The sequence below is a fragment of the Christiangramia qingdaonensis genome (assembly GCF_048381525.1).
In the GTDB taxonomy this organism is placed as follows: Bacteria; Bacteroidota; Bacteroidia; order Flavobacteriales; family Flavobacteriaceae; genus Christiangramia.
In genome coordinates this window covers 449,794-473,882 of record NZ_JBLWIM010000015.1, presented here as the reverse complement: position 1 = coordinate 473,882, position 24,089 = coordinate 449,794, and the positions used below count along the sequence as shown (strand labels likewise).

The following is a 24,089-nucleotide window of genomic DNA, read 5'->3' as shown; positions in this document are numbered from 1 at the left end:
CCGCCATCTTTAACTTCAACTTTATTATCAGGATCCTCCATCATTCTTTCAACTTCAGATTTTTCTTCTTCTGTCTTCTGCTCATCTCTGCACGACACTAACGCCAAAGATAATAGCAATACAAAAACAATATTTTCAGTGATAATTTTCATTTTTCTATTTGTTTATTTTGGCTGCAAATGTATTCAATCCACTTATTCAGAATGAATTGAGAATCAAAATTTAGCATTTATTTAAATAGACCCTTGCTGAATTCTTTTTTAGACAAACTAGCTTCATCTGAAAACTTTAAGAGTTTGATCACCGGTGTATTATATACTTCGACCTCACTTTTCCCTGAAGCAGTCAAATTCAAGGTATCATTCACGTTTACCCTGGATGATGAATTTCCCTGTGCCAGCACTTCAGCTTTAAGACTGCTAAAATTCTCGCCATCGAATTTGGAAGACTGGTCTGCTCTTAAGTTGAAAATTTGGGTTTCGCCGTCTATTCTGGCAGAGGCTTTTTCATAAATATCGATCTCAACATCAGGAGCATTCAATAGTGCCTCAACCTTTGAAGACTGATTTAGCTGACAAACAATTTCCTTAGCGGTGACATTGAGTTCAGCTTCTGCATCATCCTTGTGGATAAAATTGAATTTACTGGCCGTGAGTGTTAGAAAAGCTTTGGCGTCTTTCCCGGTTTCAAGCTTGAAATCATTTACATAAAGATCCTGTAGAGATTCTAGTTCCACGTCACCTCCTATAAGTATGCTTTTTAAGGTATCGGAAAATGTAATTCTCAATTCCTGTTTCTTGGTACGGGAAAGTTTCTTAATGGGTTTAATATAAAGGGTACCATCAAGAACTTCAGTCATAATGAGATCATGAATATTATCATCGGCTTCTATTTCGATCATGGATCTTCTTCCCTTTAGAATTCCGACTTCAAATTCTCCTTTGATCTGGATCGAATGAAATTTTTCAAGATCATATTGTTCGGTTTTTACGTTTCGGCTACCTTTTACCTTGTCCTGGGCTTTACAACTACATAAAATTATTAGTAGTAATAGTGGAAGTTTCTTTAGCATGATATTTTTATGTTTTCTTATTCGATCTTTCAGTTTAACCGTCCGGATACTTTTTTGCAAAAGATAGGACTAATTATTACAAAGCTCATAATCCATTGTCAAAAATCACGGTTCAAAGCGGGTCGAACTGCACATATTATAGAGCTCAGATATTTCTTAGCGGAAGAGTTTCAGAAGAAAAAAAAGCCTCCACAAGGGAGGCTTTAAATTTTCAACTATCCAAAATCTTCTGATAATTTTCCAGCTTCTGAAATATTTCAGTACTGTTTAGTGGTTCTTCAATATCCACAGTTTCTTTGTTTATAGGCTGAATATATAATACCAATCCTACAAAAAAGCTGATGACGAGGTTGATTAGTGAGCTCATACTAGTTCTGTATTTGTACTCCGTTACTGTCTATTCTTACACGGTCACCATCCTTATCCTGGATCTCTACGCCGTTATCATTCAGTCTAATATTAACTTCTTCACTGTTTACGTCCACCCTTGCATTAAAGTCATCTGAAGTGTCATAATCATCTTCCCAGGTATCTTCGTCATTCCAGTCTGTATTATCATCGTCCCAAACATCTTCCACAGGACAATCCTCACAACTGGTGCCTCCATCAATGATCTTCAGAAAATGCTCTTCTTCGCCATTATGCAAAATGTCTTCGTAAGAATCGGTATTTCGGTGAAACGTAGAAGTATTATCATCAGCAAAAAGGGTTGTGCCTTCAGGAAGATATAACGTGATCTGTACTTCCTGATCTCTGTAACCAGACTTTGCTTCTGTAATAAAATAACTATCCAGCAAAAGTTCATTGCCTACCAGGCTGCGACCGTAACGTATCGCCTTGGCCCGATTTCTGGCTTCATTATAATTTTTACCTTCAGCCGACTTCAATATCTCCATTTTTCCTACGGAATCTCTGGTAGATCTAACGATAAGCCTGATATCATTTCCAACGATCATTTTAGTGTCTTCTTCATATACAATTCTGAAGTCTGATGATCTTCTGGTTCTGCTACTCATTTCAGGATTATGCTTCATACGCAGGTAAATAGTATCTGCTGAAGTTACCTTCAAAGTTTCTGTTGTTGCAACCTCACCGTCAAAAGCACGATTGGTCGCCTGGCTAATACCAATAACTGAAAGTCCAATGATCGAAATTAACCAGACTCCAAGTAATGTTAACAGGGCAATTCTACCCACAGATCTTAGGTTTCTTACCAGTATCTTCAATCCAAGAACGAACAGGAAGAAGAAAGGGATTCCTACTGCGAAAAATATGAGCAGCGAAGTAAGCCATATAGGAGCGCCACTATTCACCACATCGATGTATTCAGTCCACGGTGCATCAACGATCCCAAATGTGCCAACTGCAAATAACCCAACAAATAGCGCAATAAGGGTGGAACCGGCGAAAAGGATTAGGATGATCCCGATGAATTTCACAAATAGTTTCAGACAGAACTTGATAATATTCCCTAGCGTGGTTGCTGCAGAACTTGCTCCAGCAGATGCCTTTTTCCCGAACTTATCATAGTCAACATTTTTTATACTGTCTGAAACATCATGAAAACCCTCACGAATCTTCTTTTCGATGTTACTAACTGTTACTTCTTCACCGCGCATGGCAAGTTTATCTGCCGTGGTTTTTGCTTCAGGAACAAATATCCAGAAGGCAATGTATATTAATAGAAAACCACCACTGGAAAAGATCGTAAGCAATACCCAAAGCAATCTTACCCAGATCGCATCGATCGCCAGGTAATGACCAAGTCCTGAAGACACACCACCTACAAATCCATTTTCAGTATCACGGTATAATTGTTTTCCACGAGTTCTTGCAGACCTGTGCGTGGTTGTTGGTTCATCTTCGAAGATCTCCTCATCGACCATATAATCTTCAGGTTGCCCCATAATCGTGATGACTTCTTCTACTTCTTTAATGCTAATAACCTGCCTGTCATTCTTGACTTTATCATTGAATAATTCAGCAATACGAGCTTCGATATCTGAGATGATCTCATCACGACCCTGCGTATTTGAAAACGAATGCCTGATAGTCTCCAAATATCGTTGAAGTCTGGCATAGGCATCCTCATCTATGTGAAAGAAAACGCCGGCAAGATTTATGTTAACTGTCTTATTCATGATTGTTCTTTTTTTGAGTGGTTACGATGTTAACGGCAGTTTGTAATTCATCCCAGGTACCCGTTAATTCCCTGAGAAATATTTTTCCTGTTTCGGTAAGTCCGTAATATTTACGGGGCGGCCCGCTTGTAGATTCTTCCCAACGATAATTGAGAAGTCCCGCATTTTTCAACCTGGTTAATAAAGGATAGATCGTACCCTCAACTACCAGCAGTTTTGCGTCTTTCAATGTGTCCAGAATTTCAGCCACATAGGCATCTTCGTCTCTTAGAACCGAGAGAATGCAATATTCCAATACACCCTTACGCATCTGGGCTTTGGTATTTTCAATCTTCATAGTGTTTGTTTTTGGGTGTCATTAAACTGTTCATTTTTTGATTGATGATTTTGATGATTTGTTTCATCCGGTATGTCCGAACTTAAAAAATTGATGGTTAGAGGGTAACTGTAATCTTTTCCTTCGTTTGCTGAAAGACTTGCAGAGATGACTGCAAAGATTTCCAGAACAAATAGTCCAAGTAATAGTATTCCCAGAATACCCATGATGATGATAAAGGGTAGTGCTTCTGAAAACTGGTTGACTTCAAAAGAGTCGTTAGTCATTAAAGGTTCTACTAAATTGAATTTTAGTGCAAAATATAGGAAAGTGGCACCTCCAATTGCTACCAGTAGTACCGTATATAGAAAAGTGCTGATTTGGAAATTTAAAGCATTTCTCCCATGACGATCTACAAATGCATCTTCTTTCTGACTTAACCAGAGCAGCATCGGGAATATGAAATTACCCAGTGGTATGAAATACTTCGTAAATACCGATAGATGGAGTACGGTAGTTAGAGTACGATTTTTATGAGCGTTAGTATCCTGCATGATTAGAGATTTAACTATTAAAAAATGATCGTGCTGAAAACGTACACGTAGATGGCGAAGACGGTAACATAGATCTTGATTCTATCTGCTAATGTTCCTGGTAAAACGCTGGTGACTGATTGTTTTTTGATTGATCTTTTCATGATGTTTTGATTTTGATGATTTTATACCTATTAGGTTCTTATGCAAATATATGTCTAAAAGAAGGTATTATGCAAAGCAAAGTACTAAAAGTTAACAAATATTTAAGAATTACGGTCTCGTTCTTATTTCATATTTTTATAAAAATTTGATAATAAACTACGCTCATGAAGCTAAATCCCTCTAAGTTGAATTCTTTTCTAATGCTAAAACTTCCAAGTGCCTGGTTGTGTGGTGTTAGAGTTAAACATATAGATGAAACCGAATGCGCCGTTGGTGTTACCCATCGATGGATCAATCAAAATCCCTTTAATTCCATGTATTTTGCTGTTCAGGCCATGGCTGCCGAGCTTAGTACGGGAGCTCTGGTTATAGGGAAAATCCAGGAATCTGGTAAAAAGATCTCCATGCTGGTGGCGCAGAACAAATCAGTATTCTCGAAGAAGGCCACTGGTAAAATAAGTTTCACCTGTCATGATGGACAGAAAGTTAAGGAGGCTATCGATCGAACGATTGCTACCGGAGAAGGACAAACTATGTGGATGAAAGCTATTGGACTTAACGAGGAAGGGGTTGAAGTTTCGGTTTTTGAATTTGAATGGACTGTTAAACTTAAACAAAGAAAGTAACACTCCTCTGAAAATCCCTACTCATCATATAGAACAAACATCAATCAAAATATAATCAGTATGAATGCACATGAAATAGATTACCAGATATTTGGAGAAGAAATGCAATATGTGGAGCTTGAACTCGATCCACAGGAAGCGGTCATTGCCGAGGCTGGAAACTTTATGATGATGGACGATGGCATTCGAATGGATACCATCTTTGGCGACGGATCAAAGCAAAATGAAGGTTTCCTTGGAAAGGTCCTTGGGGCCGGAAAGAGATTGCTTACAGGGGAAAGTCTGTTCATGACGATCTTCTCCAATGAGATCCAGGGAAAAAAGCGTATAAGCTTTGCCTCACCTTATCCAGGTAAGATCATTCCTATAGATCTAACCCAATTCAATGGAAAATTCATTTGTCAGAAAGATGCCTTTCTATGTGCTGCAAAGGGCGTGGCCATTGGTATAGAATTCAGTAAAAAGCTTGGCCGCGGATTTTTTGGAGGTGAAGGTTTTATCATGCAGAAAATTGAAGGCGATGGGATGGCATTTGTTCATTCTGGCGGGACAATGGCCAGAAAAGAGTTAGGTCCAGGTGAAAAACTTAAGATCGATACAGGATGCATCATAGGTTTTACACAAACCATAGATTATGATATAGAATTTGTAGGTGGAATTAAAAATACCATCTTTGGAGGTGAAGGTTTATTCTTTGCTTCCCTTACAGGTCCGGGTACGGTTTATATCCAGTCATTACCTTTTAGCAGGCTGGCGAATCGCGTATTGCAGGCAGCGCCGCAAATGGGTGGGAAAGATAAAGGAGAAGGTAGTTTACTTGGAGGAATTGGTGATGTTTTGAGTGGTGATAACAGGTTTTAATTTGTTAAAAAATTAACAAATACTTATATATTGTTCTTAATATAACTATATTGTTCTAACCAAAAATCTAAATGCCTATAGTACATCTCTACATTTATTTTTAACCTAATCCTAAACTTAAATACTTCAAAATATGGCGAGAGCGATGTTTGAATACACCAAGACGATACTTGATAAAGTTAGTTTTGATCCAAGCTTGTTCTGTAGAGAAGTTAAGAAAGCGATCGATAGATTGCTTCCACATGAGATTGAAGAGTTACGACTCTGGATTCTCGCACTAACCAAACAGAACCCTGAATTAAATCAATGTTTAATTTATTTGAACACTTAAATAAAAAGCGGCTTTTAGCCGCTTTTTTTAGTTCTTCTGAAAATCCTTTTTGTGATTCAAAGGACTTATGATCTTCACATTTTGGTAGGTTATTGCACCTTTTACGACACTGGCGATCGTGCTGCGTAAAGCTTCTATGATCTGCATTTTTAATTCACTACGGTTATAGATCAAACTCACTTCCCGGGCTGGAACGGGATCGTTGAACATCTTTAAGTTCTTTTTTTCAGATTCCTTAAGTTCTAAGGTGTGCAGATAGGGAAGTAGCGTCATCCCGAGACCTTCATTGGCCAGTTTAATAAGTGTTTCAAAACTACCGCTTTCCAGTTGTAACTGGTCACCATCGTATTCCCGGTTCGCTTTGCAAAGATTGATGATACCATCCTTAAAACAATGACCATCTTCTAACAGTAGGATCTTATTGATATCAAGGCTATCTATATCGATCTTCTCATTGGTATGCATGTCCATTTCCTTCGGAATATAAGGAACAAAGGGTTCATAATAGAGCACGTTTTCCTTGATTCCATCAATTTGGAGCGGAGTAGCAGCAATTGCCGCATCCAGATGTCCTTCTTTCAGTTTTTCGAGGATCGCTTCCGTATGCAGCTCTTCTATCTTCAACTTTACCTTCGGAAACTTCTTCATAAAATTACCTATGAACATAGGTAACAACGTTGGCATGATGGTAGGAATCACTCCTAATCTGAATATTCCTCCAATAAATCCCTTTTGCTGATCTACTATATCTTGAATTCTGTCGCTTTCATTTACAATATTACGAGCCTGTTGAACGATCTTCTGCCCAACCTCTGTAAGCTGGATCGGCTTTTTGGTACGGTCAAATATAGTAATGTCCAGTTCTTCTTCCAGCTTTTGAATTTGCATACTCAGCGTTGGCTGGGTTACGAATACTTTTTGAGCGGCTTTGGTGAAATTCTTATGTTCAGCAACAGCTAAAACATAATGCAACTGGGTAATAGTCATATGAATAGATTTGAACTACAAAGGTATAAGAATTTCCTATTCTAGATAGTCTTTAACTTTGTTTTATCTATACACAAAAACCCACCAATTGGCGGGTTTTGATACGAATTCTCTGAGATCTTAAAATCTCAGACTTATTTCTTTTGTGGAATCATCAAACTTGAATTTAGTATCACTCCACATTGGCGGTCCCATAAATTTGCTCTCTCCGCTCGTAGCATAACTTTCTTTCGGCATGCCATTAGTTTCAAAATCCATTCTACCATTGCTATTTTCGTCGTGCATTACAACCAGAGCATAATCACCTTCTGGAAGGTCTTCAAATTTGACCGTTGCTTTACCGTCTTTAATATCAGATTTTTGAGAAAATGTAGGTTCTCTCATAAAGTTTTCCTCCTTATAAAGTGCGAATAGCACTTCTCCATTATCGTTAGTGACATTTGGGATCGTAACTTCAAGTTCGTGAGTAGTTGCAGTCTGTGCGTTTAACAGACTTCCAATAAATAACGCGAGTAATAATAATACAGTTTTCATAAGGATTGGTTTTAATTACATTTCAAATGTAGATCATAACCTCCTTGTCTATAAGTATTTATATCTGAACTGTCGAATATTGATGCTGAACCGTTTATAGGAGTCCGCGAGCTTTTACTTCCAGGTATTTATTGATCGTATTGATACTTAGATTCTTGGGAGGAGTAAGTATGGTCTGGATGCCGAATTTCTCCAGCTCCTTTACCATCATGATCTTGTCATGTTGAAAAGACTCAGCAATCGTCTGGTGCGCCATGGTAGAAATATCCTTTTCTGCGGATTGTTTGGTAAGTCCGGTAATTTCAGTGTTTTCGAAGAATATGACTACCAGTAAATGCTTTTTACTGATCGCTTTTAAATAAGCTAGCTGCCTTTGCAGCGCACTCATATGTTCGAAATTGGTATATAGCATTATAAGACTACGATGCGTAATACTTTTTTGAACTCGCGCGTATAGCATGCTAAAATCACTGTCCAGGTAGCCGGTATCTACACGATATAAGGACTCCATGATCTGTTGCAGCTGGCTAAGTCTCGAACTGGCTTTCAGAATACCATGGACTTTATTACTAAAACTCAGCAAGCCAACCTTATCTTTTTTACGGAGTGCGATATTGGAAAACGCCAGGGAACTATTAATCGCATAATCCAGTAAGGATAAGCCCTCAAAAGGCATCTTCATGACTCTTCCTGTATCAATGATACTATAAACCGGTTGGGAGCGCTCATCCTGGAATTGATTGACCATCAAGGCGTTTTGCTTCGCTGTTGCTTTCCAGTTAATTGTTCGTACATCATCGCCACGAACATATTCTTTGATCTGTTCGAATTCCATCGTATGTCCAATCCGCCTGATACGTTTCATTCCCTGCAAATTGATCTTTTGATCCAAGGCGAGAAAATCCAGTTTTTTCATCTGTACGAAAGACGGATAGACTTTGACAGATTGTGCCTTTCCAGTAACATACCTTCTTCTTACCAGCCCCAGTTTGCTAAAAATATAGATATTCTGGTTGCCAAATATATATTCTCCACGTTCCAGCGGAATTAATTGATACTCTAATTTTTCTTCGGAACGGGAGCCGAGCTTTTTATTTTTTAAAAAATCTCTTTTCTGAAATTGCAGTGGTACTTCATCGATCACTTCAGCTTTAACCGGAAACCTGTAGTTACTCCGAAGTTTAAGAATTACCTGATTAGGATCTGAATTGGAAAATTTCTCAGGAAGTATGCGTTCTGCTACCACTGCTTCTCCGGAATATAAAGCGATCACATCCAATAAAGTCGCTATTGCCAGTATCATGCTGATGATCCAGGTAATGCTGTAGAGCCAGCCCACCCAGAACGAGATCAGGAATAATACTGCAATCCCTATCAGGCAATAGAAGAACAGTTCTTTGAAATATAGACTTTTCAGAAACTTCAGCACTATCGGGGAATTTCTACAGATTGAGTGATCATATCTACGACATCTTCAGCTTTCATTCCTTCCATTTCCCTATCTGGAGAAAGTATGAGCCTGTGACTTAATACAGGTTTCAGTACGTTCTTAATATCTTCCGGAATTACAAAGTCTCTACCATTGATGGCAGCGTATGCTTTAGAAGCATTCATGATCGCTATGGAAGCTCGTGGACTTGCGCCAAGATATAAATGGGAATGATTTCTCGTTTTCATCACCAGTTCCGCGATATAATTCATCAGTTTATCCTCTATTACGATTTCATGGATCTGGGAGCGTAACTTAGCGATCTCATCTGGATCGAGAACGGGCGAAATTTCAGCTTCCGGCAAATTTCCTTTTCTAAGATGGTGACCCTTTAAAATTTCAATCTCTTCTTCCAGTTTTGGATAATCTACTTTGATCTTGAATAAAAATCTATCCAGTTGAGCTTCTGGTAAGGCATAGGTTCCTTCCTGTTCTATGGGGTTCTGCGTGGCTAGTACCATAAAAGGTGGTTGCATAGGATACAGATTCCCATCTATGGTAACCTGCCGTTCTTCCATTACTTCAAACAAGGCCGACTGTGTTTTTGCCGGAGCTCTGTTAATCTCGTCGATCAGGACTACATTCGAAAAAATAGGACCTTTCTTAAATTCAAATTCTGAGGTTTTTACATTGAAGATCGAAGTTCCCAAAACGTCACTGGGCATAAGATCTGGCGTAAATTGAATTCTACTAAAGTCGGTTTTGATGCTTTTCGCAAATAATTTCGCAGTAACCGTCTTGGCCACTCCTGGAACACCTTCTATAAGAACATGTCCATTTGCAAGTAAACCAACGATCAAAAGTTCTACGAAATTCTCCTGTCCTACGATCACTTTTCCTAGCTGTGATTTAAGCTTATCCACAGAAGATTTCAGGCCTTCCAGTGGAATCCTGTTTTCAAATTTTAATTCGTCCTGCGGCTTATGTTGCTCCTGATTTTCCATCGGTAAATTTGTAATGATTAATATAAGTACTTAGCTCCAGAAACTCTTGTTTTGAGCTTTTCTTATTCTTTTGAAATGACTCTATTTTGTTGAAAAGCTCGTTGGTTGCTTCCAAAGAATTTGAGCTCTTTGCAGCCAGATCCTGTTTAAATCCACCATCTATCTTTGAAGTTTCCAAACGGTATTCCCGGCGTATACACTCCAGGAATAACGCGATCTTTTTATTTCCCAGTTCCTGAAATCGATTTTGCTCCAGGTATAAACTCGAGATGATTCCTGTATACTCATAAGACCGGTTCTTTGGTGGATCTATGACCGGAATTGCACGTTGCTTTCTCTTTCCTTCAAATATGATATACAGGATGATGCATAAAAGCACAGCATAATATGCCCATTTCAGGGATCTGTTATTCAGTAAAATATAGAGCGAAGAACTGTAGAAAGATTTTCCAGATTTATAATACGCATCCCAGTAAACTTTACCATCAGGTAGATACGCCAGAAGATTGCCGGTATATTTATAATTATCATCCTTCAGCATGAAGTAATTACTAAAAACCTGCGGTGCTGTATGTAGCAAAATCGCTCCTTCTCCAAAGTCTGCTCTTATAAAATTGACCTTAGGCAACAGTTTGTCTTTGCGCGTAAATCCTAGTGCTGTATGATTTAAGGTGTCAATTTCAGTAAAAAAAGCTTTCGTTATCTGCTTATCAAATAGGGCATCATTTTTCAGTTTTATATCTGGATTGTAAAAGTTCAGGTCCTGAGCTTCAGTAAACCCATCTGCATCAATTTCAGAACCTGTTTCGATATTTAAGGTATCCTTCAGGTTCTGACTAAAGTCATGTGCTGAAATAAATAAAGTATTTCCTTCAGCAACCCAGTTCAGCAAATGATCTAGCTCATCATCATCAAAACCAACACCTTTATTAAAAAAGAAATAGGTGCCTTTGGCCTCTTCAGAATTTAAAAATTCATAAGGCGGGATCTTGAGCATTTCCAGATTATTTCCCGAAGTTTGTTTCCAGCTTTCATAAAAAACCTTCGAGCCAAGCGGGATTACATCGGAATGAGTATAACTCGGATTCCAGTTAATATCTTCTTTGACAGATGTTTCCAGCCAGGTAAGTACAATGACCACTAGTACAAAAAGTGCGATCGCAAACTTGTAGGTCCTATGCATTTTTGACCGGTTTTAATTCATTTTCGATCTTGCTGAATCCATTTGCGGCTATTTTATAATCTGCGGAAGAAACCTTGAAGTTACCATACCAGATAAACTCATAAAACTTAGTGACATCTGCAAACAGCTGCTGTAATCGCCTATCTGGGATCTCCTGTAAATATTCCTTATTGGTCTTCTGAAATTCATACTGAATAAGATCATTCTCATCCAGCAATTTTAAACTTCGCAGGTATTGATAACGCACAGCAAACCTGTAGTTTTCTTCGGAAACTGATTTACTAATGAGACTGCCTAGATCTTCATTTTTTACAAGTTCCTCTTCCTCGCTAAGGATCACTTTACTTTTTCCGGGCTCTGCCAGGATCTTAGCGCCTGGATTAAGTCGGGTGAATAACCAGACGATCAAAGCCAGAACGGCAAAAATAATCACGTACGGGAAGATCCTAATAAAAAATGCCAGGATTCCGTTTGCATCATAACTTCCGAAAAGCCAGTTTATAAATTGATTATACTTGAGGTTCAGCCATTTTTTAAAACGAACCCACCAGCTATCTTCCTCTGTACTCTCAATATAATTATAGGCATCCTGCTTTTTGTACTCTTCAATTTCAGCAGTATCAAATTCAACCGGAACAAGATCTTCAGACATTTCCACCTGAATATCTCCCTTGGAAATTGAATCCTCTTGAGCGAGTATCTCCTGAGTAAGACTCAGAAGCATTAAAAAAAACAGCAGATATAACTTCAAACTATCGGTTGTTTCCCAGGTTTTGAATTGTTTCGTAGGTACCGGTGAAATTTTTCTTTTCGTTTAGATGAAAGTAGACAAAGGCAACCCCAATTACGGTCATACTGTAAATGATATATTGTAATGCGGAAGAGATCGCGTTGATAATTATATATCCAGTTCCAAACATATCCTGAGGTTCCGCTGCAGAAGATTCTGAAGCTACCGTAAAAGCGCGAATGAATATATAAATAAGTGCAGGTAGCTGGAAGATAAGTCCGATAACATAGATCACCAGGTATATACAAAGAAGCGTGGCGAAAGTCATCCACCAGTTGTCTTTAACCAGCTGAAAACTTTCAGAAATACTATCGGTTACTCCATTTCTACGGAAGACCAGGATCGCAGTAACCAGTGATAAAGGAACAAACACATAAATCCCCGGGATCACAAAGAACATGAACGCGGCGAATGTTATAATACCAGTAAGTATAGATAACAGCAGGATCTTTCCGAAGTCCTGTTTCAGACCATTTTTGACCTCCTCATCTTTTATCTGTCCGTCGTTATTTATATACGACAGGATCATATGATTCATAGTCCCGGTCATAGAGGTGAAATAAGCAAGGTAGGCGATCATAAGTAGTGCCAGCGCAATGATCACGTTGGAAGCGTCCAGGTTTCCACTGGTAAATAAACTACTTCCTAGTGTGGTGTAGGTGTAGAAGGTAATGGCAGCAACCAGTAGAATAAATGAGGGCCCTACGAGTTTAAAGAATAATCGTAGTCCGGTTTTATAATTCTCTCTAATAAATTTGAAAGTAGCACTCAGGATCTCCCCAAGTTCTCGCTGTTGTTTAAAAATAATGTGGTCGTTATGCATTGTTGGTTTTGTTAGATAATAGGATTGGGTAAATAACGTAGTAGAATATGATTAGTATTAATGATAAGCTTATGATAATAATGGCAAGCCAGTCCGGCATTTGAGTGATCCTGGTCACAAATCCTTCTAGAAAACCGGCTATTATGAAAAAAGGAACTGTACTAATTACAATCTTGAGTCCGTCTTTGATTCCCATGGTAAAGGATTTCAGCCGGCTGTAAGTCCCCGGGAAAAGTATACTTTTTCCCACGACCAGGCCTGCACAGCCAGCTACAATAATAACCGAAATTTCTATCGTTCCATGGATCCAGATCGTTCTGGCAGATTCCCAGAGCAAACCCTGTTCGTAAAAGAAATATTGAAAACTGCCCAGCATAACTCCGTTTTGCATCATCACGAAAACAGTCCCGATCCCGGCGAGAACACCGAGTGAAAATGCTGTCAACGCTACGCGAATATTGTTAATGGTGATACCCAGGAACATATTAGTTTCTGAAGCCTGTTTATAAACAGCCATTGGATCTTTGTTCGCAATATTTTCAAGCGTCATGTTCACATAAGCATCGCCTAGAATAGATCTTAAAAAAGAACCATCTGTAGCCGCACTATAAGCACCAACCAGGCTAAAACCTGCAAATATTAGAAAGCTCCATAAAAGTTGCTTTTGGTGCTTGTGAAATTCCTTCGGGAATTCTTTAGTAAAGAATGTGATGAATCTGCTTTTAGATTCTTTTTTTGCTTTATAGATCTTCTGGTGAGCAGTAGTTGCTAGTCCGTTTAAGTACTGTACAGTATTGGAACCCGGATAAAAGGTAGAAGCATAACTTAGGTCGTCGCTAAGCTCCACGTAAAGATTGGACAGTTGATCTGGATCCAGCGATTTATATTTCTGAAGCAGACTTTCATACTTGACCCATTTATCTTTATTTTGCCTTACAAAAGCTGCCTCGCGCATTCTTAGATTTAATTGAACCAAAGTAACATATTTAATGGATAATTTTCAAATCGAAACTGCCCAAAATATCAATATTCAGCACAATATTGCGGGAGTGGGTGAGAGGATCCTTGCTTTTTTTATAGATCTCGCCATTATCGTGATCTATATGATCCTTTCTGGTCTAATCATCGCAGGAGCGACCAATGGTGCAGGAGACCAATGGATGTATTATACTGTTCTTGGGCTACCTACTATGTTATACTATTTGTTATGGGAAGCTTTCTGGAACGGGCAGACGCCAGGAAAGGCAATTCTTGATATCCGCGTGGTACGTAAGGATGGTAGTCGTCCTACATTTTCTAATTATCTAACCCGTTGGTTACTTCGATTAATAGATATTTCGGCAAGTAGCGGTGCTGTTGCGGTTGTAACTATATTATTTACTGGTAAGGGGCAGCGACTGGGAGATCTCGCGGCGGGTACAACGGTTATTACTGAAAAAAAGAAATTTGGAATTGAGCATACACTGGGTGCTAGTTTTTCTGAAGATTATACACCTAAATATCCTCAGGTTACCGTGCTTTCAGATAAAGATGTGCAGGAGATTAAGAATTTGTACCAGAATGCTAAAGCTGAAGGACATCACCATATCATCCTGAACCTAAGTGAAAAGGTTGCTGAATTGCTGGATGTAAGATTTGAAGAAAGACCTATGGAATTTTTGGATAGAGTGGTAACCGACTATAATTACTACACTAGCCAATAGTTATTCCAGAACTTCAATATCCATTTCTATATTATCAATAGGCCATTCAGATTCTCCGGTTTCAACCTGGGAAATCTTTTCAGCTACATCCATTCCACTTATTACACGACCAAAAACCGTATGATCATTGTCTAGATGCGGAGTTCCATTTTTATTCATAACGATAAAAAATTCAAATGGGGAAGAGGCTTTACTAACGTTCTGCTCGGCATATTTTGCAGCTGAAAAGGCTCCGTAGCTATGTTGATGTCCTGCTTCGTACTCGCTCGGGATCAAATAACTTCCCACGTCACCTCGATTATCTGCAGTGATCTGGTTGTCTGCATTGCCACCCTGTATCACGAAACCCGGTGCAACCCTATGGAAAAATGTATTATCAAAATAGTCATTTTTTGCAAGCATGATAAAGTTTGCCCGGTGAAGCGGAGTATCCCGGTATAACTGAACATCGATATTCCCAAATTTTGTTTTGATTCTTATCCTGATTTCAGGATGCTCATTACCATATTTGCGTAAAGTAGGCATTAATTCTTCCTGTGCGATGGGATACATGTCATTCTTCTCGAATTCAGTTTTAATATTTGCGCGTTTAATCTCTGCTTTGCGAACCTTCAAAATACTATCTCTGGCCTGCTGTGTAGAGTCTTTCTTTCTTTGAAGTTCAAGCTCTTCCGCAGTAGGTTTAGCCGACTTTTCTGAGGAACTTTGCTTATCTTCACAACTTGCGAAAAAGAGAACTGAAAAAATTGTTAGTAAAAGAGACTTTCTAAACATGGAATTCAAAGATTTTAAAAACAGGATTTCAAAGTTAAAAAAAATGCCGTTGCCGGGAGAGGAGGCGCACCGAAAACTGGCTCCAATGATGCGAATTAAGGAATTGGAGGAGCTGGATATGGAACAGCTAAAACCTCAGGAAGCTGGAGTGATGGCATTATTCTATCCAGATATGCAGCAAAAAACACGAATGGTATTAATCCTTAGAAAAACCTATAAGGGAGTGCACTCCAATCAGGTAGGATTTCCAGGTGGTCGGGTAGAACCTGAAGATAGAAATATGGAACATACTGCTTTAAGAGAAACTGAAGAAGAAGTCGGAATTCCACAAGATTCAGTAGAAGTCATCGCAAAATTGTCCAGGTTATATATTCCGCCGTCCAATTTCTGGGTTTATCCATTTATAGGCATGCTGGATCATACTCCAGAACTTATTCCGCAGGAATCTGAAGTAGAAGAAATTATGGAGGTACTTCTGAGTGAATTTCTGGATGATAATAATCTAATAAACGAAACGCTGAGTACATCTTATGCCACTGAAATTGAAGTGCCAGCCTATAAACTGAACAATAAAGTTGTGTGGGGAGCTACTGGAATGATGCTCTCTGAAGTTCGGGAAATGCTGCTTAAAAGTTAATTTGAGAGATATTACTATATTTGCCCGGTTTTGTTAAGGAAATCTAAAAATTTCAATAGGATAAAATAAGTAGCATGGGGTTGTTTAAGAAAAATCCGTTTGGACATTATCAGTTCTTGAAGAAGTGGCTTATTCGCATATTTGGTGTTTTAACTCACAGGCGCTATCGTGGATATAATGAATTACAGATAGAAGGCTCTGAGATCATTAAGAACCTACCAGATACCAATGTGCTTTTTGTTTCCAACCATCAAACATATTTCGCTGATGTTACCGCTATGTTCCATGTTTTCAACGCTAGTTTAAGCGGGCGGGTAGATAGCATTAAGAATGTAGGGTATATCTGGCAGCCTAAAATGAATATATATTATGTTGCTGCAAAGGAAACCATGCGGGCGGGACTTCTCGCTAGAATTATGGCTTATGCCGGAGCGATTACTGTGGAACGAACATGGAGAGCAAAAGGGCAGGAGGTCAAAAGAGATGTTAATCCCAACGATACTCAAAACATTGGTAAGGCACTTGATGATGGATGGGTGATCACGTTTCCGCAGGGAACTACGAAACCTTTTAAACCTATCAGAAAGGGAACGGCTCATATCATTAAAAATCACAAACCTATCGTGATTCCAATCGTGATCGATGGCTTCCGAAGATCATTTGATAAAAAAGGTCTCAGAATCAAAAAACGCGGTATACTTCAAACCTTCCAGATCAAGAAACCTCTTGAATTTGATTACGAGAATGATAGTATTGAAGATATTGTAAAGAAACTGGAATATGCTATTGAGCAACATCCTTCATTTCTGAAAGTAATTCCTTCTGAAGAAATACAGGCGATGGAAGACCTGAACGAACAAAGACGTTTCGGATACTGATAAAAAAAGCCGGAATCACTTCCGGCCTTCACTTTTACATTTCTAACTTTTTTAATTCCTTATAATTTCGGTGCAATCTTCGCAGCAGGATTCCGTACACCAGTGTGTAGATTAACCAGATAACACCCAGTATTACCGCAAGTGCAAGCAAAGTTCCCCCAATAAATAATAGCCATTGCTTCCAGTCAAATGACATATTTGATGTTACTGTCTCCGCAGTTAAAATATGATTTCTTAAGATAAATATCATGGAAAATATAAAGACAAAGCCACTTGATAACAGTATAAATCCTATGTAATACTTTACAGTTTTTCTAACTTTTAAAATGGTCTTCATTAAAACCGCTGCGCTATCTGTAGCATTGATAGCTTTGTAGTTTTTATAAAACTTGTAAATGAAATAAAAGGTGACAAGATATGAAACCACATAGGTGATGATAAGAAATAATGTAAGATTATATTCTTCCATTTTTGCCCAGTATTCATCATCAGCGATGAAAATATTTAATACTGCTCCAAGTCCAAACTCGATAATACTTATAAAAAATATCCACTTCACGATAGAAGAAGAGCGCTTCCAGATAAGTTTATACAGTTCGTCGTAAGAAAGCTGGGGAATAGATTTCTCCTGCTTCTTCCAATCCTTTTTTAATAGATCTAAATTATCCATACGGCGCTATTAAGGATTTATAATGTTTTGTAATTTCGTTTTCACTCTATTCATTTTTACCCGTGCATTAACTTCTGTGATCCCCAGAGTTTCAGAAATCTCGGCATAACTTTTATCTTCAAGATATAGAAAGACCAGTGCCTTGTCTATATCGTTCAATTGCTTGATCGCATCATACATTAGTTTCAAATGTTGTTCCGCAGTGTCATCATAAGCTTCCGTTTTTATTTTAAAGTGTACACTATCATAATCCTGGGTGCGTATACTCTTCTTCTTTTTTCGGTAAAGCGTGATGGCCGTATTCAAAGCAACCCTGTACATCCAGGTACTAAACTTTGAATCTCCCCTAAATTTGGGGTAAGCTTTCCATAACTGTATCGTAATTTCCTGAAAAAGATCATTATGCGATTCCTGATCATTGGTATAGATACGGCAGATTTTGTGTGCAATGTTCTGGTTTTGCTCCAGGTTTGTTACAAACTGATGTTCTAGGTCTTTGTTCACGAATCTTCTTGGTTAGCACTAATAGGTAGATAAAAAGGCCGTAGCGTTACAAAAATCTTTAATTTATAGTTAATCCATCTTTCTTTACTCTTAAGAATCTTAAATTTGAATAAAACCAACCGAAAATGATTATTCCAAAGTCTGATTTACCAAGAGTTGTAGTAGTTGGCGGTGGCTTCGCCGGGCTGGCACTGGCAAGAAATTTATTAAAACAGGACGTGCAGATGGTCTTGTTAGATCGCCATAATTACCACACTTTTCAGCCATTGCTTTACCAGGTCTCCACTTCGGGACTGGAACCAGATTCGATCGCTTATCCATTAAGAAAAATTACGCGTTCCAGTGATCGCTGTTTTTTCCGACTTACGGAGGTAAAATCAATTTCTGCGGAAAAAAATACCGTTCATACCAGTGTTGGTGATATTATCTACGATTATCTGGTCATTGCGACGGGTTCAAAAACAAATTTCTTCGGAAATGATAGTATTGAAGAACATGGAATGTGGATGAAAACTGTTCCGCAGGCCCTGAATATTCGTAGTCTTATCCTGGAAAACCTGGAACAGGCTACCATCACAGATGATCCTGAAAAACGAAAATCATTACTGAACTTTGTTCTAGCAGGAGCAGGACCTACTGGTGTGGAACTTGCCGGTGCGATTGCAGAACTTCGAAATCATATAGTACCCAAAGATTATCCCGATCTGGATCCTAACGAAATGAATATTCACCTTCTGGAAGGTATGGGAAGGGTATTACCTCCTATGAGTGAACATGCTTCTGAGAAAGCTCAGGAAATGCTGGAAGAACTCGGTGTGAAGGTACACTTGAATACGATGGTCGAAAACTACGATGGTCACCTGGTGAAAACTAATACTGAACTGGCTCTAAAAACCGAAACTTTTATCTGGTCTGCTGGAGTTACCGGAGCACCCGTAGAAGGATTGAATGCTTCGGCCATGGTCGAAAAAGCGAACCGTTATGAGGTGAATGCCTTTAACCAGATAAACGGTTATGAGAATATATTCGCTATTGGTGATATTGCATTAATGGCTACCGAAGACTTCCCTAGAGGCCATCCTATGGTAGCTCAGCCTGCGATACAGCAAGGGAAACATCTAGCTAAAAATATAAAAAGATTGATCAAAGGTGAGCCTCTGGAAGCTTTTGATTACTTTGATAAAGGAACCATGGCTACTGTAGGTCGAAACAGGGCAGTAGTAGACCTGCATAAGTGGAAGTTTTCAGGCTTCTTTGCCTGGTTCGTATGGATGTTCGTGCACCTGTGGTTTTTGGTAGGCTTCCGTAACCGTGCTGTTACTTTCTTTAACTGGTTATACAATTACGTGAATTTTGACAAGGCTGCGCGATTGATCATAAGACCTTTTAAAGGTCATGAAGAACGAATGTCTATGGATAAGGACAAAGCATAAAAAAAGGCCGTCATATGACGGCCTTTTTTAATTATCTTCTTTCTTTGATCTCCTTATTATAATCTGAAGCCAAAGAAGTTTTTTGATTATCGGTTAGCACTTTTCCAGCCAATTGAAAAACTTCCTGCTCTTCTTCATCAAGATGGTGGATCAATTGATGTTCCAGATCTTTGGCGATCTTCAGCCAGTTGGAAGCATCCATCTCGGTATCTTCAAGTTGTTCCACTAGTTCATCCATTTCGTGATGCTCTGCAACACTATGTCTTGCCTTTTCCTGGGTCATGTCCTTTTCCATTAGCGGAATATAGAAATGCCGCTCCTCAGCATCCTCATGAATTTTTAGTTCATGTTTTAGATCTTCAAAGATCTTTTTTCTTTCTTCAGTTTTTCCTTCGGTTTTTATAAGCTTGTCGATCAGGTCACGCTGTATTTCATGCTCCTGTCTAAGGACTTCGAAAATTGTCATGCTTGTAGAATTTTGTGATTTGTTTCCAAGATATTCATTTTTAATTTAAAGATTTTCTAATTTACAGAATACATAGGTCAAACTTCTAACAGTTCAGCCCGCAGAAATAACAGTTCAGTAATAAAACTTTCAGTAAAAGACAGAAAGAGTACATCTTTGACATAGAATTACACAAATGAAGAACCTATTAAAAATATTAAAGATCAGTGTTATTGTGAGCTTAGTCATAGCTCTACTGGATGCTACTTTTAATGGATTTAGCTTTAGAGCACTTACCGACTGGGAGAACCTGACCATGTATTTCTTCTATTCATTTGTCCTTACATCAATAAACGTACTTTACTTCTATTACTTTAATAAAAAGGTAGGCTGGAAAGATGCCGGACTCAAAAGAGCTTTTATAGCTTCTTCCGGTTCGATCATATTGACCTTGCTGGGATATTTTCTATGCAGGCTTATTGATAAAACTGTTTTCGGAAAACAGCCAATACCTGAATTCCTGGAGAATGAAAGTCTTAGCTTTTATTTCTTTCCGCTACTATTTACCACGATCGTTACCCTGATTTTTCACCTCATCTATTTTTATAAAGCACTTCAGGAGAAGAGAGTTAAGGAGCAAAAGATCATTGCAGGAACTGCTTCAGCTAAATTTGATGCACTAAAGAATCAATTAGATCCACATTTTCTCTTTAATAGTTTGAATGTTCTTGCTTCCCTAATAGATGAAAATCCTTACCAGGCACAACGTTTTACTACCTCACTTTCGAAAGTCTACCGTTATGTGCTGGAACAGAAAGATAAAGATCTTGTGCCACTTTCAGAAGAACTGAAATTTGCAAAGACCTATATGAAATTACTCGAAATGCGTTTTGAAGACAGTATATTCTTTGAACTGCCAGAGCAATTATCTTCAGAAGAAGCAAAAGTAGTTCCTTTATCATTACAACTATTGCTAGAAAACACCATCAAACATAACGTGGTAAGCGACAGCAGACCTTTACATATTAAAATCATTGAGGAAAATGGTTACCTGGTTGTACAGAACAACTTTCAGAAAAAAGAAGTTCTGGGTGATCGTAAAGGCGTAGGGCTTCAGAATATCGTGAACCGCTATGATGTGGTGACCGAACGTAAAGTATTAATCGAACAAAATGAAGATCACTTCAAGGTGAAACTTCCAATACTAACTAAACAAATATCAATTATGGAATCGACCACTATCAACGAACAAAATGCGTATTTCAAGGCAAAACAGAGAGTAAAGGAGATCAAGGAGTTTTATGGAAACCTTATATCTTACTGCGTAGTAATCCCTTTTCTAATATTTATAAATTACTTTACCTACTGGGGTTTCCAGTGGTTCTGGTTTCCATTATTTGGATGGGGAATTGGATTGACCATTCACGGTTTTTCAGTTTTTGGCTATGGATCTGACTGGGAAGAGCGTAAGATCAGGGAATTAATGGAAAAGGATCAACAACAAAATAAAAGCTGGAACTAATGGAAATCGATTATAGAAAAGATATGCGCTACAAGCAGGCGCAGAAAAGGATCAAAGACATTAAAGGTTTTTACGTTCACCTTATCGTGTATGTATTCGTGAACATAGCCATTTTTGTGGTAAGTACGCGCCAGACAGGTTTAGAAGAAGGTCTTACCAGGTGGCAGAATTATTCTACACTATTCTTTTGGGGGATAGGTTTATTCGCTCATTGGGCGAGTGTGTTCGGTCCAAATTTTATCTTCGGAAAATCCTGGGAAGAGCGTAAGATCAAAGAGATCATGGAAAAAGACAAAAAGCAACTTTGGAAATAAATCTGGACTGTGACGAAAATAGTAATTATTGAAGACGAAAAACCTGCCGCACGAAGATTGCAGAGAATGCTGACTAATCTGGGATTGACTGCAGAAGTGATGCTACATTCGGTTAGTGATTCCATTAAGTGGTTCCAGAATAATACGGATCCAGAGCTTATATTTCTGGACATCCAGTTAAGCGACGGACTCTCCTTTGAGATCTTTGAACAGGTTTCTCCGAAAAGTGCCATTATCTTCACGACTGCCTACGATGAATATGCTTTGAAAGCCTTCAAATTAAATAGTATTGATTACCTGCTGAAGCCTATAGATGACGAGGAACTGGAAGCAGCGATCACAAAATTTGAAAGCACGAGGAAGAATGAAGGGCTGGACCTGCAGGAAATTAGAAGCATGTTGAATGGTCAGTCATCCAAAAAAACTTATAAATCCCGGTTCACAGCTCAGGTTGGCCAGCATTTAAAACTGGTTGAAGCCAGCGAAATCGCCTGCTTTTATTCTGAAAATAAAGCAACTTATATGCATTGTTATTCCGGAAGAAATTATCCGATTGATATTCCGCTGGAACAACTGGAGGATGAGTTAGACCCTCAAAAATTCTACCGGGTGAATCGAAAATGTATCCTGAACATCAAGGCAATCAAAGATATACTTACCTATTCCAATTCAAGACTGGAAGTGAAGATCGAAAACTTTACTGAATTCCAGATCATAGTAAGCCGTGAGCGGGTTAAAGACTTTAAATCATGGCTAAACAATTGATGTTGAAATGTTAAAGTTGATTATTTTAAAACCGCAAGGAAGAAGCTTCCGTATATCTTGATATATAAACTCGGTTTGTTTGAATAATTTTTGGTCGAATTATGTCGATTTGAGTTTTTGATTTTTTTGGTTGGTTAGATGTTAGGAGTGAGGACCCTCGGAAATCCTTCTAACGTTTACAAAGTAAGCCCCACGCATTTGCGTGGGGCTTATTAATTTATATAATATATATTTTTTTGATCTCAGAAAACAAAACCCTGCGTTCTAATGCAGGGTTTTAAATATCTGTAGAAGGTTGTCCTATTTTTTAAGGAGCAGATACTGCACCAAGTACATAAAGTTGTTCCATGGTTGGTGATTCACTACCACCTTCAGGCTCTAGTGTGATACCAAAAGCTTCAGACTGGTTTGCATTGTCAAGCTCGAATATTTTGTTATCGTCCACTGCGTAAGTATCCAGAAGGCCTATACTCGTTGGTGTTAAAGGATCCATTTTTAGTGACCAGACCTGATACACTTTACCTCTTGGAGGCTCAGGTAATTCCTTAGCATCAATGTACGCCTTGTTATCTTCCTTGTTCCAGTAAACCGCTGCATATGCTTCAGGAGCTACGTTCTGACCTAGCAGACTTACCCTTGAAACGTTCTTACTTCTAAGAATGGCAAGGAGATCTTCGCTTTTTTCTGCGTCTTCACGAATATCAACAATTTGCTGTTCCATTCTCGCGCTGCGTACTTTTTCAGAATTTAGTTGCTCTCTTAGATCGTTGTTATCTTCGAAAAGGAAGAATAAACCAACTAATAGCAAGATACTGGCTGCCCAGCCAATATAAGATACCCACGGTGTTCTACTTTCAGTTTCCATGGTTACCACTTTACGATCACCTTTTCCAGCTAGCTTGGTTCTAATGCTGGCTAGTAAGGCTTCTGGATTGTAAGGAGCGGTTGCTGCCGAGAGTTTGATTAATGCAGCTTCGATCTCTTCCACTTCCTTTTCAACCTCGGGATGCTCCTTAAGTATTGCAGATACTTCCCTGCTTTCAGTTTCGGTTAGAGCTCCATAAACATAAAGCTCTAAAATTCCTGATTCTATGTATTCTTTGATATCCATTCTTATTCAGCTAACATATTCCGAAGTGAATTAATACACGCTCTGTTTCTGGTTTTAACCGTGCCCAGTGGCATATCCAGCTCTTCCGCTGTTTCCTTCTGTGTAAATCCTTTAAAGAAGAGCAGGTCTATCAATTTCTTACAAACAGGCTTTAGAACATCAATATATTTCTGAATTCCAATAGCATCTGCCTGAGCAGAAAAGTTAGACTTGCTTTCCAGAATATCTACGAAATTATCTGCTGTCAGGTTTTTCTGGCTGTTCTTGTGCCTCTTGGAGCGAAGCTGATCTATAGAAGCGTTCCGGGCGATATTTAAGATCCAGGTGAAAAACCGGCCTTTGCTTGAATTGTATGATGAAGCGTTATTCCAGATCTTTAAAAAGACATCCTGTAGTATTTCCTCTGCAATATCCTGATCGTTCACTATACTGAATATAATACCGTAAACACTTTCAGAATAAAGCTCATAGATTCTTTCGAAAGCTCTTTGATTACCATTCTGAAGTTCAAGGATTAAACCGTCCTGCTGCATAAATA

The 24,089-nt window shown here is 38.6% G+C and carries 30 protein-coding genes; 10 read left to right on the top strand and 20 right to left on the bottom strand.

Annotation, left to right across the window (positions count from 1 at the left end; translation table 11 throughout):
• Nucleotides 1-229: 229 nt before the first annotated feature.
• From ACNI3T_RS13530 to ACNI3T_RS13505, 6 genes are all read right to left on the bottom strand, one after another.
• Nucleotides 230-1,072 carry a GIN domain-containing protein gene (locus ACNI3T_RS13530; protein ID WP_418228248.1) on the bottom strand — a complete coding sequence of 281 codons (843 nt, stop codon included), beginning with the start codon at nucleotides 1,070-1,072 and terminating at the stop codon, nucleotides 230-232.
• Between the two features lie 211 nt (nucleotides 1,073-1,283).
• The gene (locus ACNI3T_RS13525; protein ID WP_322300537.1) at nucleotides 1,284-1,439 is read right to left on the bottom strand and encodes a hypothetical protein; all 156 of its coding nucleotides are present in this window, start codon (nucleotides 1,437-1,439) and stop codon (nucleotides 1,284-1,286) included.
• Nucleotide 1,440: 1 nt separating this feature from the next.
• On the bottom strand, nucleotides 1,441-3,213 hold the full coding sequence (locus tag ACNI3T_RS13520) for a PspC domain-containing protein (RefSeq protein ID WP_418228247.1): 1,773 nt from the start codon (nucleotides 3,211-3,213) through the stop codon (nucleotides 1,441-1,443).
• Entirely contained in the window at nucleotides 3,206-3,550 is a 345-nt protein-coding gene (locus ACNI3T_RS13515; protein ID WP_322300535.1) for a PadR family transcriptional regulator, read from the bottom strand. Before ACNI3T_RS13515 ends, ACNI3T_RS13520 begins: the two co-directional genes overlap by 8 nt.
• Complete coding sequence (locus ACNI3T_RS13510) at nucleotides 3,547-4,083, bottom strand: DUF4870 domain-containing protein (RefSeq protein ID WP_418228246.1); 537 nt, start codon at nucleotides 4,081-4,083, stop codon at nucleotides 3,547-3,549. The genes ACNI3T_RS13515 and ACNI3T_RS13510 overlap by 4 nt, the downstream gene beginning before the upstream one ends.
• A gap of 17 nt (nucleotides 4,084-4,100) precedes the next feature.
• Nucleotides 4,101-4,226, bottom strand: coding sequence for a hypothetical protein (locus ACNI3T_RS13505; protein ID WP_322300533.1), 126 nt, complete (start codon nucleotides 4,224-4,226; stop codon nucleotides 4,101-4,103).
• Between the two features lie 165 nt (nucleotides 4,227-4,391).
• Between ACNI3T_RS13505 and ACNI3T_RS13500 the strand changes: the two genes are divergently transcribed.
• The 3 genes from ACNI3T_RS13500 (at nucleotide 4,392) to ACNI3T_RS13490 (ending at nucleotide 6,045) form a co-directional block, all read left to right on the top strand.
• On the top strand, nucleotides 4,392-4,853 hold the full coding sequence (locus ACNI3T_RS13500; RefSeq protein WP_418228245.1) for a DUF4442 domain-containing protein: 462 nt from the start codon (nucleotides 4,392-4,394) through the stop codon (nucleotides 4,851-4,853).
• Nucleotides 4,854-4,913: 60 nt separating this feature from the next.
• On the top strand, nucleotides 4,914-5,714 hold the full coding sequence (locus ACNI3T_RS13495; RefSeq protein ID WP_322300531.1) for a TIGR00266 family protein: 801 nt from the start codon (nucleotides 4,914-4,916) through the stop codon (nucleotides 5,712-5,714).
• A gap of 133 nt (nucleotides 5,715-5,847) precedes the next feature.
• A complete protein-coding gene (locus ACNI3T_RS13490; RefSeq protein WP_299154828.1) occupies nucleotides 5,848-6,045 on the top strand; it encodes a hypothetical protein in 198 nt (65 codons plus the stop codon).
• Nucleotides 6,046-6,072: 27 nt separating this feature from the next.
• Here ACNI3T_RS13490 and ACNI3T_RS13485 read toward each other — a convergent pair whose 3' ends face one another.
• From ACNI3T_RS13485 to ACNI3T_RS13450, 8 genes are all read right to left on the bottom strand, one after another.
• A complete protein-coding gene (locus tag ACNI3T_RS13485; protein WP_418228244.1) occupies nucleotides 6,073-7,032 on the bottom strand; it encodes a LysR substrate-binding domain-containing protein in 960 nt (319 codons plus the stop codon).
• A gap of 120 nt (nucleotides 7,033-7,152) precedes the next feature.
• On the bottom strand, nucleotides 7,153-7,566 hold the full coding sequence (locus ACNI3T_RS13480; protein ID WP_418228243.1) for a DUF2141 domain-containing protein: 414 nt from the start codon (nucleotides 7,564-7,566) through the stop codon (nucleotides 7,153-7,155).
• A 94-nt stretch (nucleotides 7,567-7,660) separates the two neighbouring features.
• Nucleotides 7,661-8,995: a DUF58 domain-containing protein gene (locus ACNI3T_RS13475; RefSeq protein ID WP_418228242.1), complete on the bottom strand. Its 1,335-nt coding sequence runs from the start codon at nucleotides 8,993-8,995 to the stop codon at nucleotides 7,661-7,663.
• The gene (locus ACNI3T_RS13470) at nucleotides 8,995-9,999 is read right to left on the bottom strand and encodes an AAA family ATPase (RefSeq protein WP_418228241.1); all 1,005 of its coding nucleotides are present in this window, start codon (nucleotides 9,997-9,999) and stop codon (nucleotides 8,995-8,997) included. Before ACNI3T_RS13470 ends, ACNI3T_RS13475 begins: the two co-directional genes overlap by 1 nt.
• Entirely contained in the window at nucleotides 9,977-11,182 is a 1,206-nt protein-coding gene (locus ACNI3T_RS13465) for a DUF4350 domain-containing protein (RefSeq protein ID WP_418228240.1), read from the bottom strand. Before ACNI3T_RS13465 ends, ACNI3T_RS13470 begins: the two co-directional genes overlap by 23 nt.
• Nucleotides 11,175-11,933, bottom strand: coding sequence for a DUF4129 domain-containing protein (locus ACNI3T_RS13460; RefSeq protein ID WP_418228239.1), 759 nt, complete (start codon nucleotides 11,931-11,933; stop codon nucleotides 11,175-11,177). Before ACNI3T_RS13460 ends, ACNI3T_RS13465 begins: the two co-directional genes overlap by 8 nt.
• Nucleotide 11,934: 1 nt before the next feature.
• Nucleotides 11,935-12,795, bottom strand: a complete 861-nt coding sequence (locus ACNI3T_RS13455) for a DUF7847 domain-containing protein (protein ID WP_418228238.1) — start codon at nucleotides 12,793-12,795, stop codon at nucleotides 11,935-11,937.
• Nucleotides 12,788-13,750: a stage II sporulation protein M gene (locus ACNI3T_RS13450; protein WP_418228310.1), complete on the bottom strand. Its 963-nt coding sequence runs from the start codon at nucleotides 13,748-13,750 to the stop codon at nucleotides 12,788-12,790. Before ACNI3T_RS13450 ends, ACNI3T_RS13455 begins: the two co-directional genes overlap by 8 nt.
• A gap of 34 nt (nucleotides 13,751-13,784) precedes the next feature.
• Here ACNI3T_RS13450 and ACNI3T_RS13445 point away from each other — a divergent pair, with 34 nt between their 5' ends.
• Nucleotides 13,785-14,498 carry an RDD family protein gene (locus ACNI3T_RS13445; RefSeq protein ID WP_418228237.1) on the top strand — a complete coding sequence of 238 codons (714 nt, stop codon included), beginning with the start codon at nucleotides 13,785-13,787 and terminating at the stop codon, nucleotides 14,496-14,498.
• Here ACNI3T_RS13445 and ACNI3T_RS13440 read toward each other — a convergent pair whose 3' ends face one another.
• Nucleotides 14,499-15,272, bottom strand: a complete 774-nt coding sequence (locus ACNI3T_RS13440; protein ID WP_418228236.1) for a peptidylprolyl isomerase — start codon at nucleotides 15,270-15,272, stop codon at nucleotides 14,499-14,501.
• On the opposite strand from ACNI3T_RS13440, the gene ACNI3T_RS13435 reads away from it, so the two are divergent.
• Both ACNI3T_RS13435 and ACNI3T_RS13430 read left to right on the top strand, forming a co-directional pair.
• The gene (locus ACNI3T_RS13435) at nucleotides 15,271-15,909 is read left to right on the top strand and encodes an NUDIX hydrolase (RefSeq protein WP_418228235.1); all 639 of its coding nucleotides are present in this window, start codon (nucleotides 15,271-15,273) and stop codon (nucleotides 15,907-15,909) included. The two genes, ACNI3T_RS13440 and ACNI3T_RS13435, sit on opposite strands and share 2 nt — an antisense overlap.
• A 74-nt stretch (nucleotides 15,910-15,983) precedes the next feature.
• The gene (locus ACNI3T_RS13430; protein ID WP_322300518.1) at nucleotides 15,984-16,787 is read left to right on the top strand and encodes a lysophospholipid acyltransferase family protein; all 804 of its coding nucleotides are present in this window, start codon (nucleotides 15,984-15,986) and stop codon (nucleotides 16,785-16,787) included.
• 34 nt (nucleotides 16,788-16,821) lie between these two features.
• Here ACNI3T_RS13430 and ACNI3T_RS13425 read toward each other — a convergent pair whose 3' ends face one another.
• Both ACNI3T_RS13425 and ACNI3T_RS13420 read right to left on the bottom strand, forming a co-directional pair.
• The gene (locus ACNI3T_RS13425; RefSeq protein WP_418228234.1) at nucleotides 16,822-17,457 is read right to left on the bottom strand and encodes a hypothetical protein; all 636 of its coding nucleotides are present in this window, start codon (nucleotides 17,455-17,457) and stop codon (nucleotides 16,822-16,824) included.
• A 9-nt stretch (nucleotides 17,458-17,466) separates the two neighbouring features.
• Nucleotides 17,467-17,961, bottom strand: coding sequence for an RNA polymerase sigma factor (locus ACNI3T_RS13420; RefSeq protein ID WP_418228233.1), 495 nt, complete (start codon nucleotides 17,959-17,961; stop codon nucleotides 17,467-17,469).
• Between the two features lie 125 nt (nucleotides 17,962-18,086).
• Between ACNI3T_RS13420 and ACNI3T_RS13415 the strand changes: the two genes are divergently transcribed.
• A complete protein-coding gene (locus ACNI3T_RS13415) occupies nucleotides 18,087-19,394 on the top strand; it encodes an NAD(P)/FAD-dependent oxidoreductase (RefSeq protein WP_418228232.1) in 1,308 nt (435 codons plus the stop codon).
• A 31-nt stretch (nucleotides 19,395-19,425) separates the two neighbouring features.
• Here ACNI3T_RS13415 and ACNI3T_RS13410 read toward each other — a convergent pair whose 3' ends face one another.
• The gene (locus ACNI3T_RS13410) at nucleotides 19,426-19,860 is read right to left on the bottom strand and encodes a hemerythrin domain-containing protein (RefSeq protein WP_418228231.1); all 435 of its coding nucleotides are present in this window, start codon (nucleotides 19,858-19,860) and stop codon (nucleotides 19,426-19,428) included.
• A gap of 175 nt (nucleotides 19,861-20,035) precedes the next feature.
• On the opposite strand from ACNI3T_RS13410, the gene ACNI3T_RS13405 reads away from it, so the two are divergent.
• The 3 genes from ACNI3T_RS13405 (at nucleotide 20,036) to ACNI3T_RS13395 (ending at nucleotide 22,440) form a co-directional block, all read left to right on the top strand.
• Nucleotides 20,036-21,361: a 2TM domain-containing protein gene (locus ACNI3T_RS13405; RefSeq protein ID WP_418228230.1), complete on the top strand. Its 1,326-nt coding sequence runs from the start codon at nucleotides 20,036-20,038 to the stop codon at nucleotides 21,359-21,361.
• Nucleotides 21,361-21,675 carry a 2TM domain-containing protein gene (locus tag ACNI3T_RS13400; RefSeq protein ID WP_418228229.1) on the top strand — a complete coding sequence of 105 codons (315 nt, stop codon included), beginning with the start codon at nucleotides 21,361-21,363 and terminating at the stop codon, nucleotides 21,673-21,675. Before ACNI3T_RS13405 ends, ACNI3T_RS13400 begins: the two co-directional genes overlap by 1 nt.
• A gap of 66 nt (nucleotides 21,676-21,741) precedes the next feature.
• A complete protein-coding gene (locus ACNI3T_RS13395) occupies nucleotides 21,742-22,440 on the top strand; it encodes a LytR/AlgR family response regulator transcription factor (RefSeq protein ID WP_418228309.1) in 699 nt (232 codons plus the stop codon).
• 307 nt (nucleotides 22,441-22,747) lie between these two features.
• Here the strand turns inward: ACNI3T_RS13395 and ACNI3T_RS13390 are convergent, their stop codons facing one another.
• Together ACNI3T_RS13390 and ACNI3T_RS13385 are read right to left on the bottom strand one after the other, a co-directional pair.
• A complete protein-coding gene (locus ACNI3T_RS13390) occupies nucleotides 22,748-23,551 on the bottom strand; it encodes an anti-sigma factor (protein ID WP_418228228.1) in 804 nt (267 codons plus the stop codon).
• Between the two features lie 2 nt (nucleotides 23,552-23,553).
• A complete protein-coding gene (locus ACNI3T_RS13385) occupies nucleotides 23,554-24,084 on the bottom strand; it encodes an RNA polymerase sigma factor (protein ID WP_295179557.1) in 531 nt (176 codons plus the stop codon).
• Between the last annotated feature and the right edge of the window lie 5 nt (nucleotides 24,085-24,089).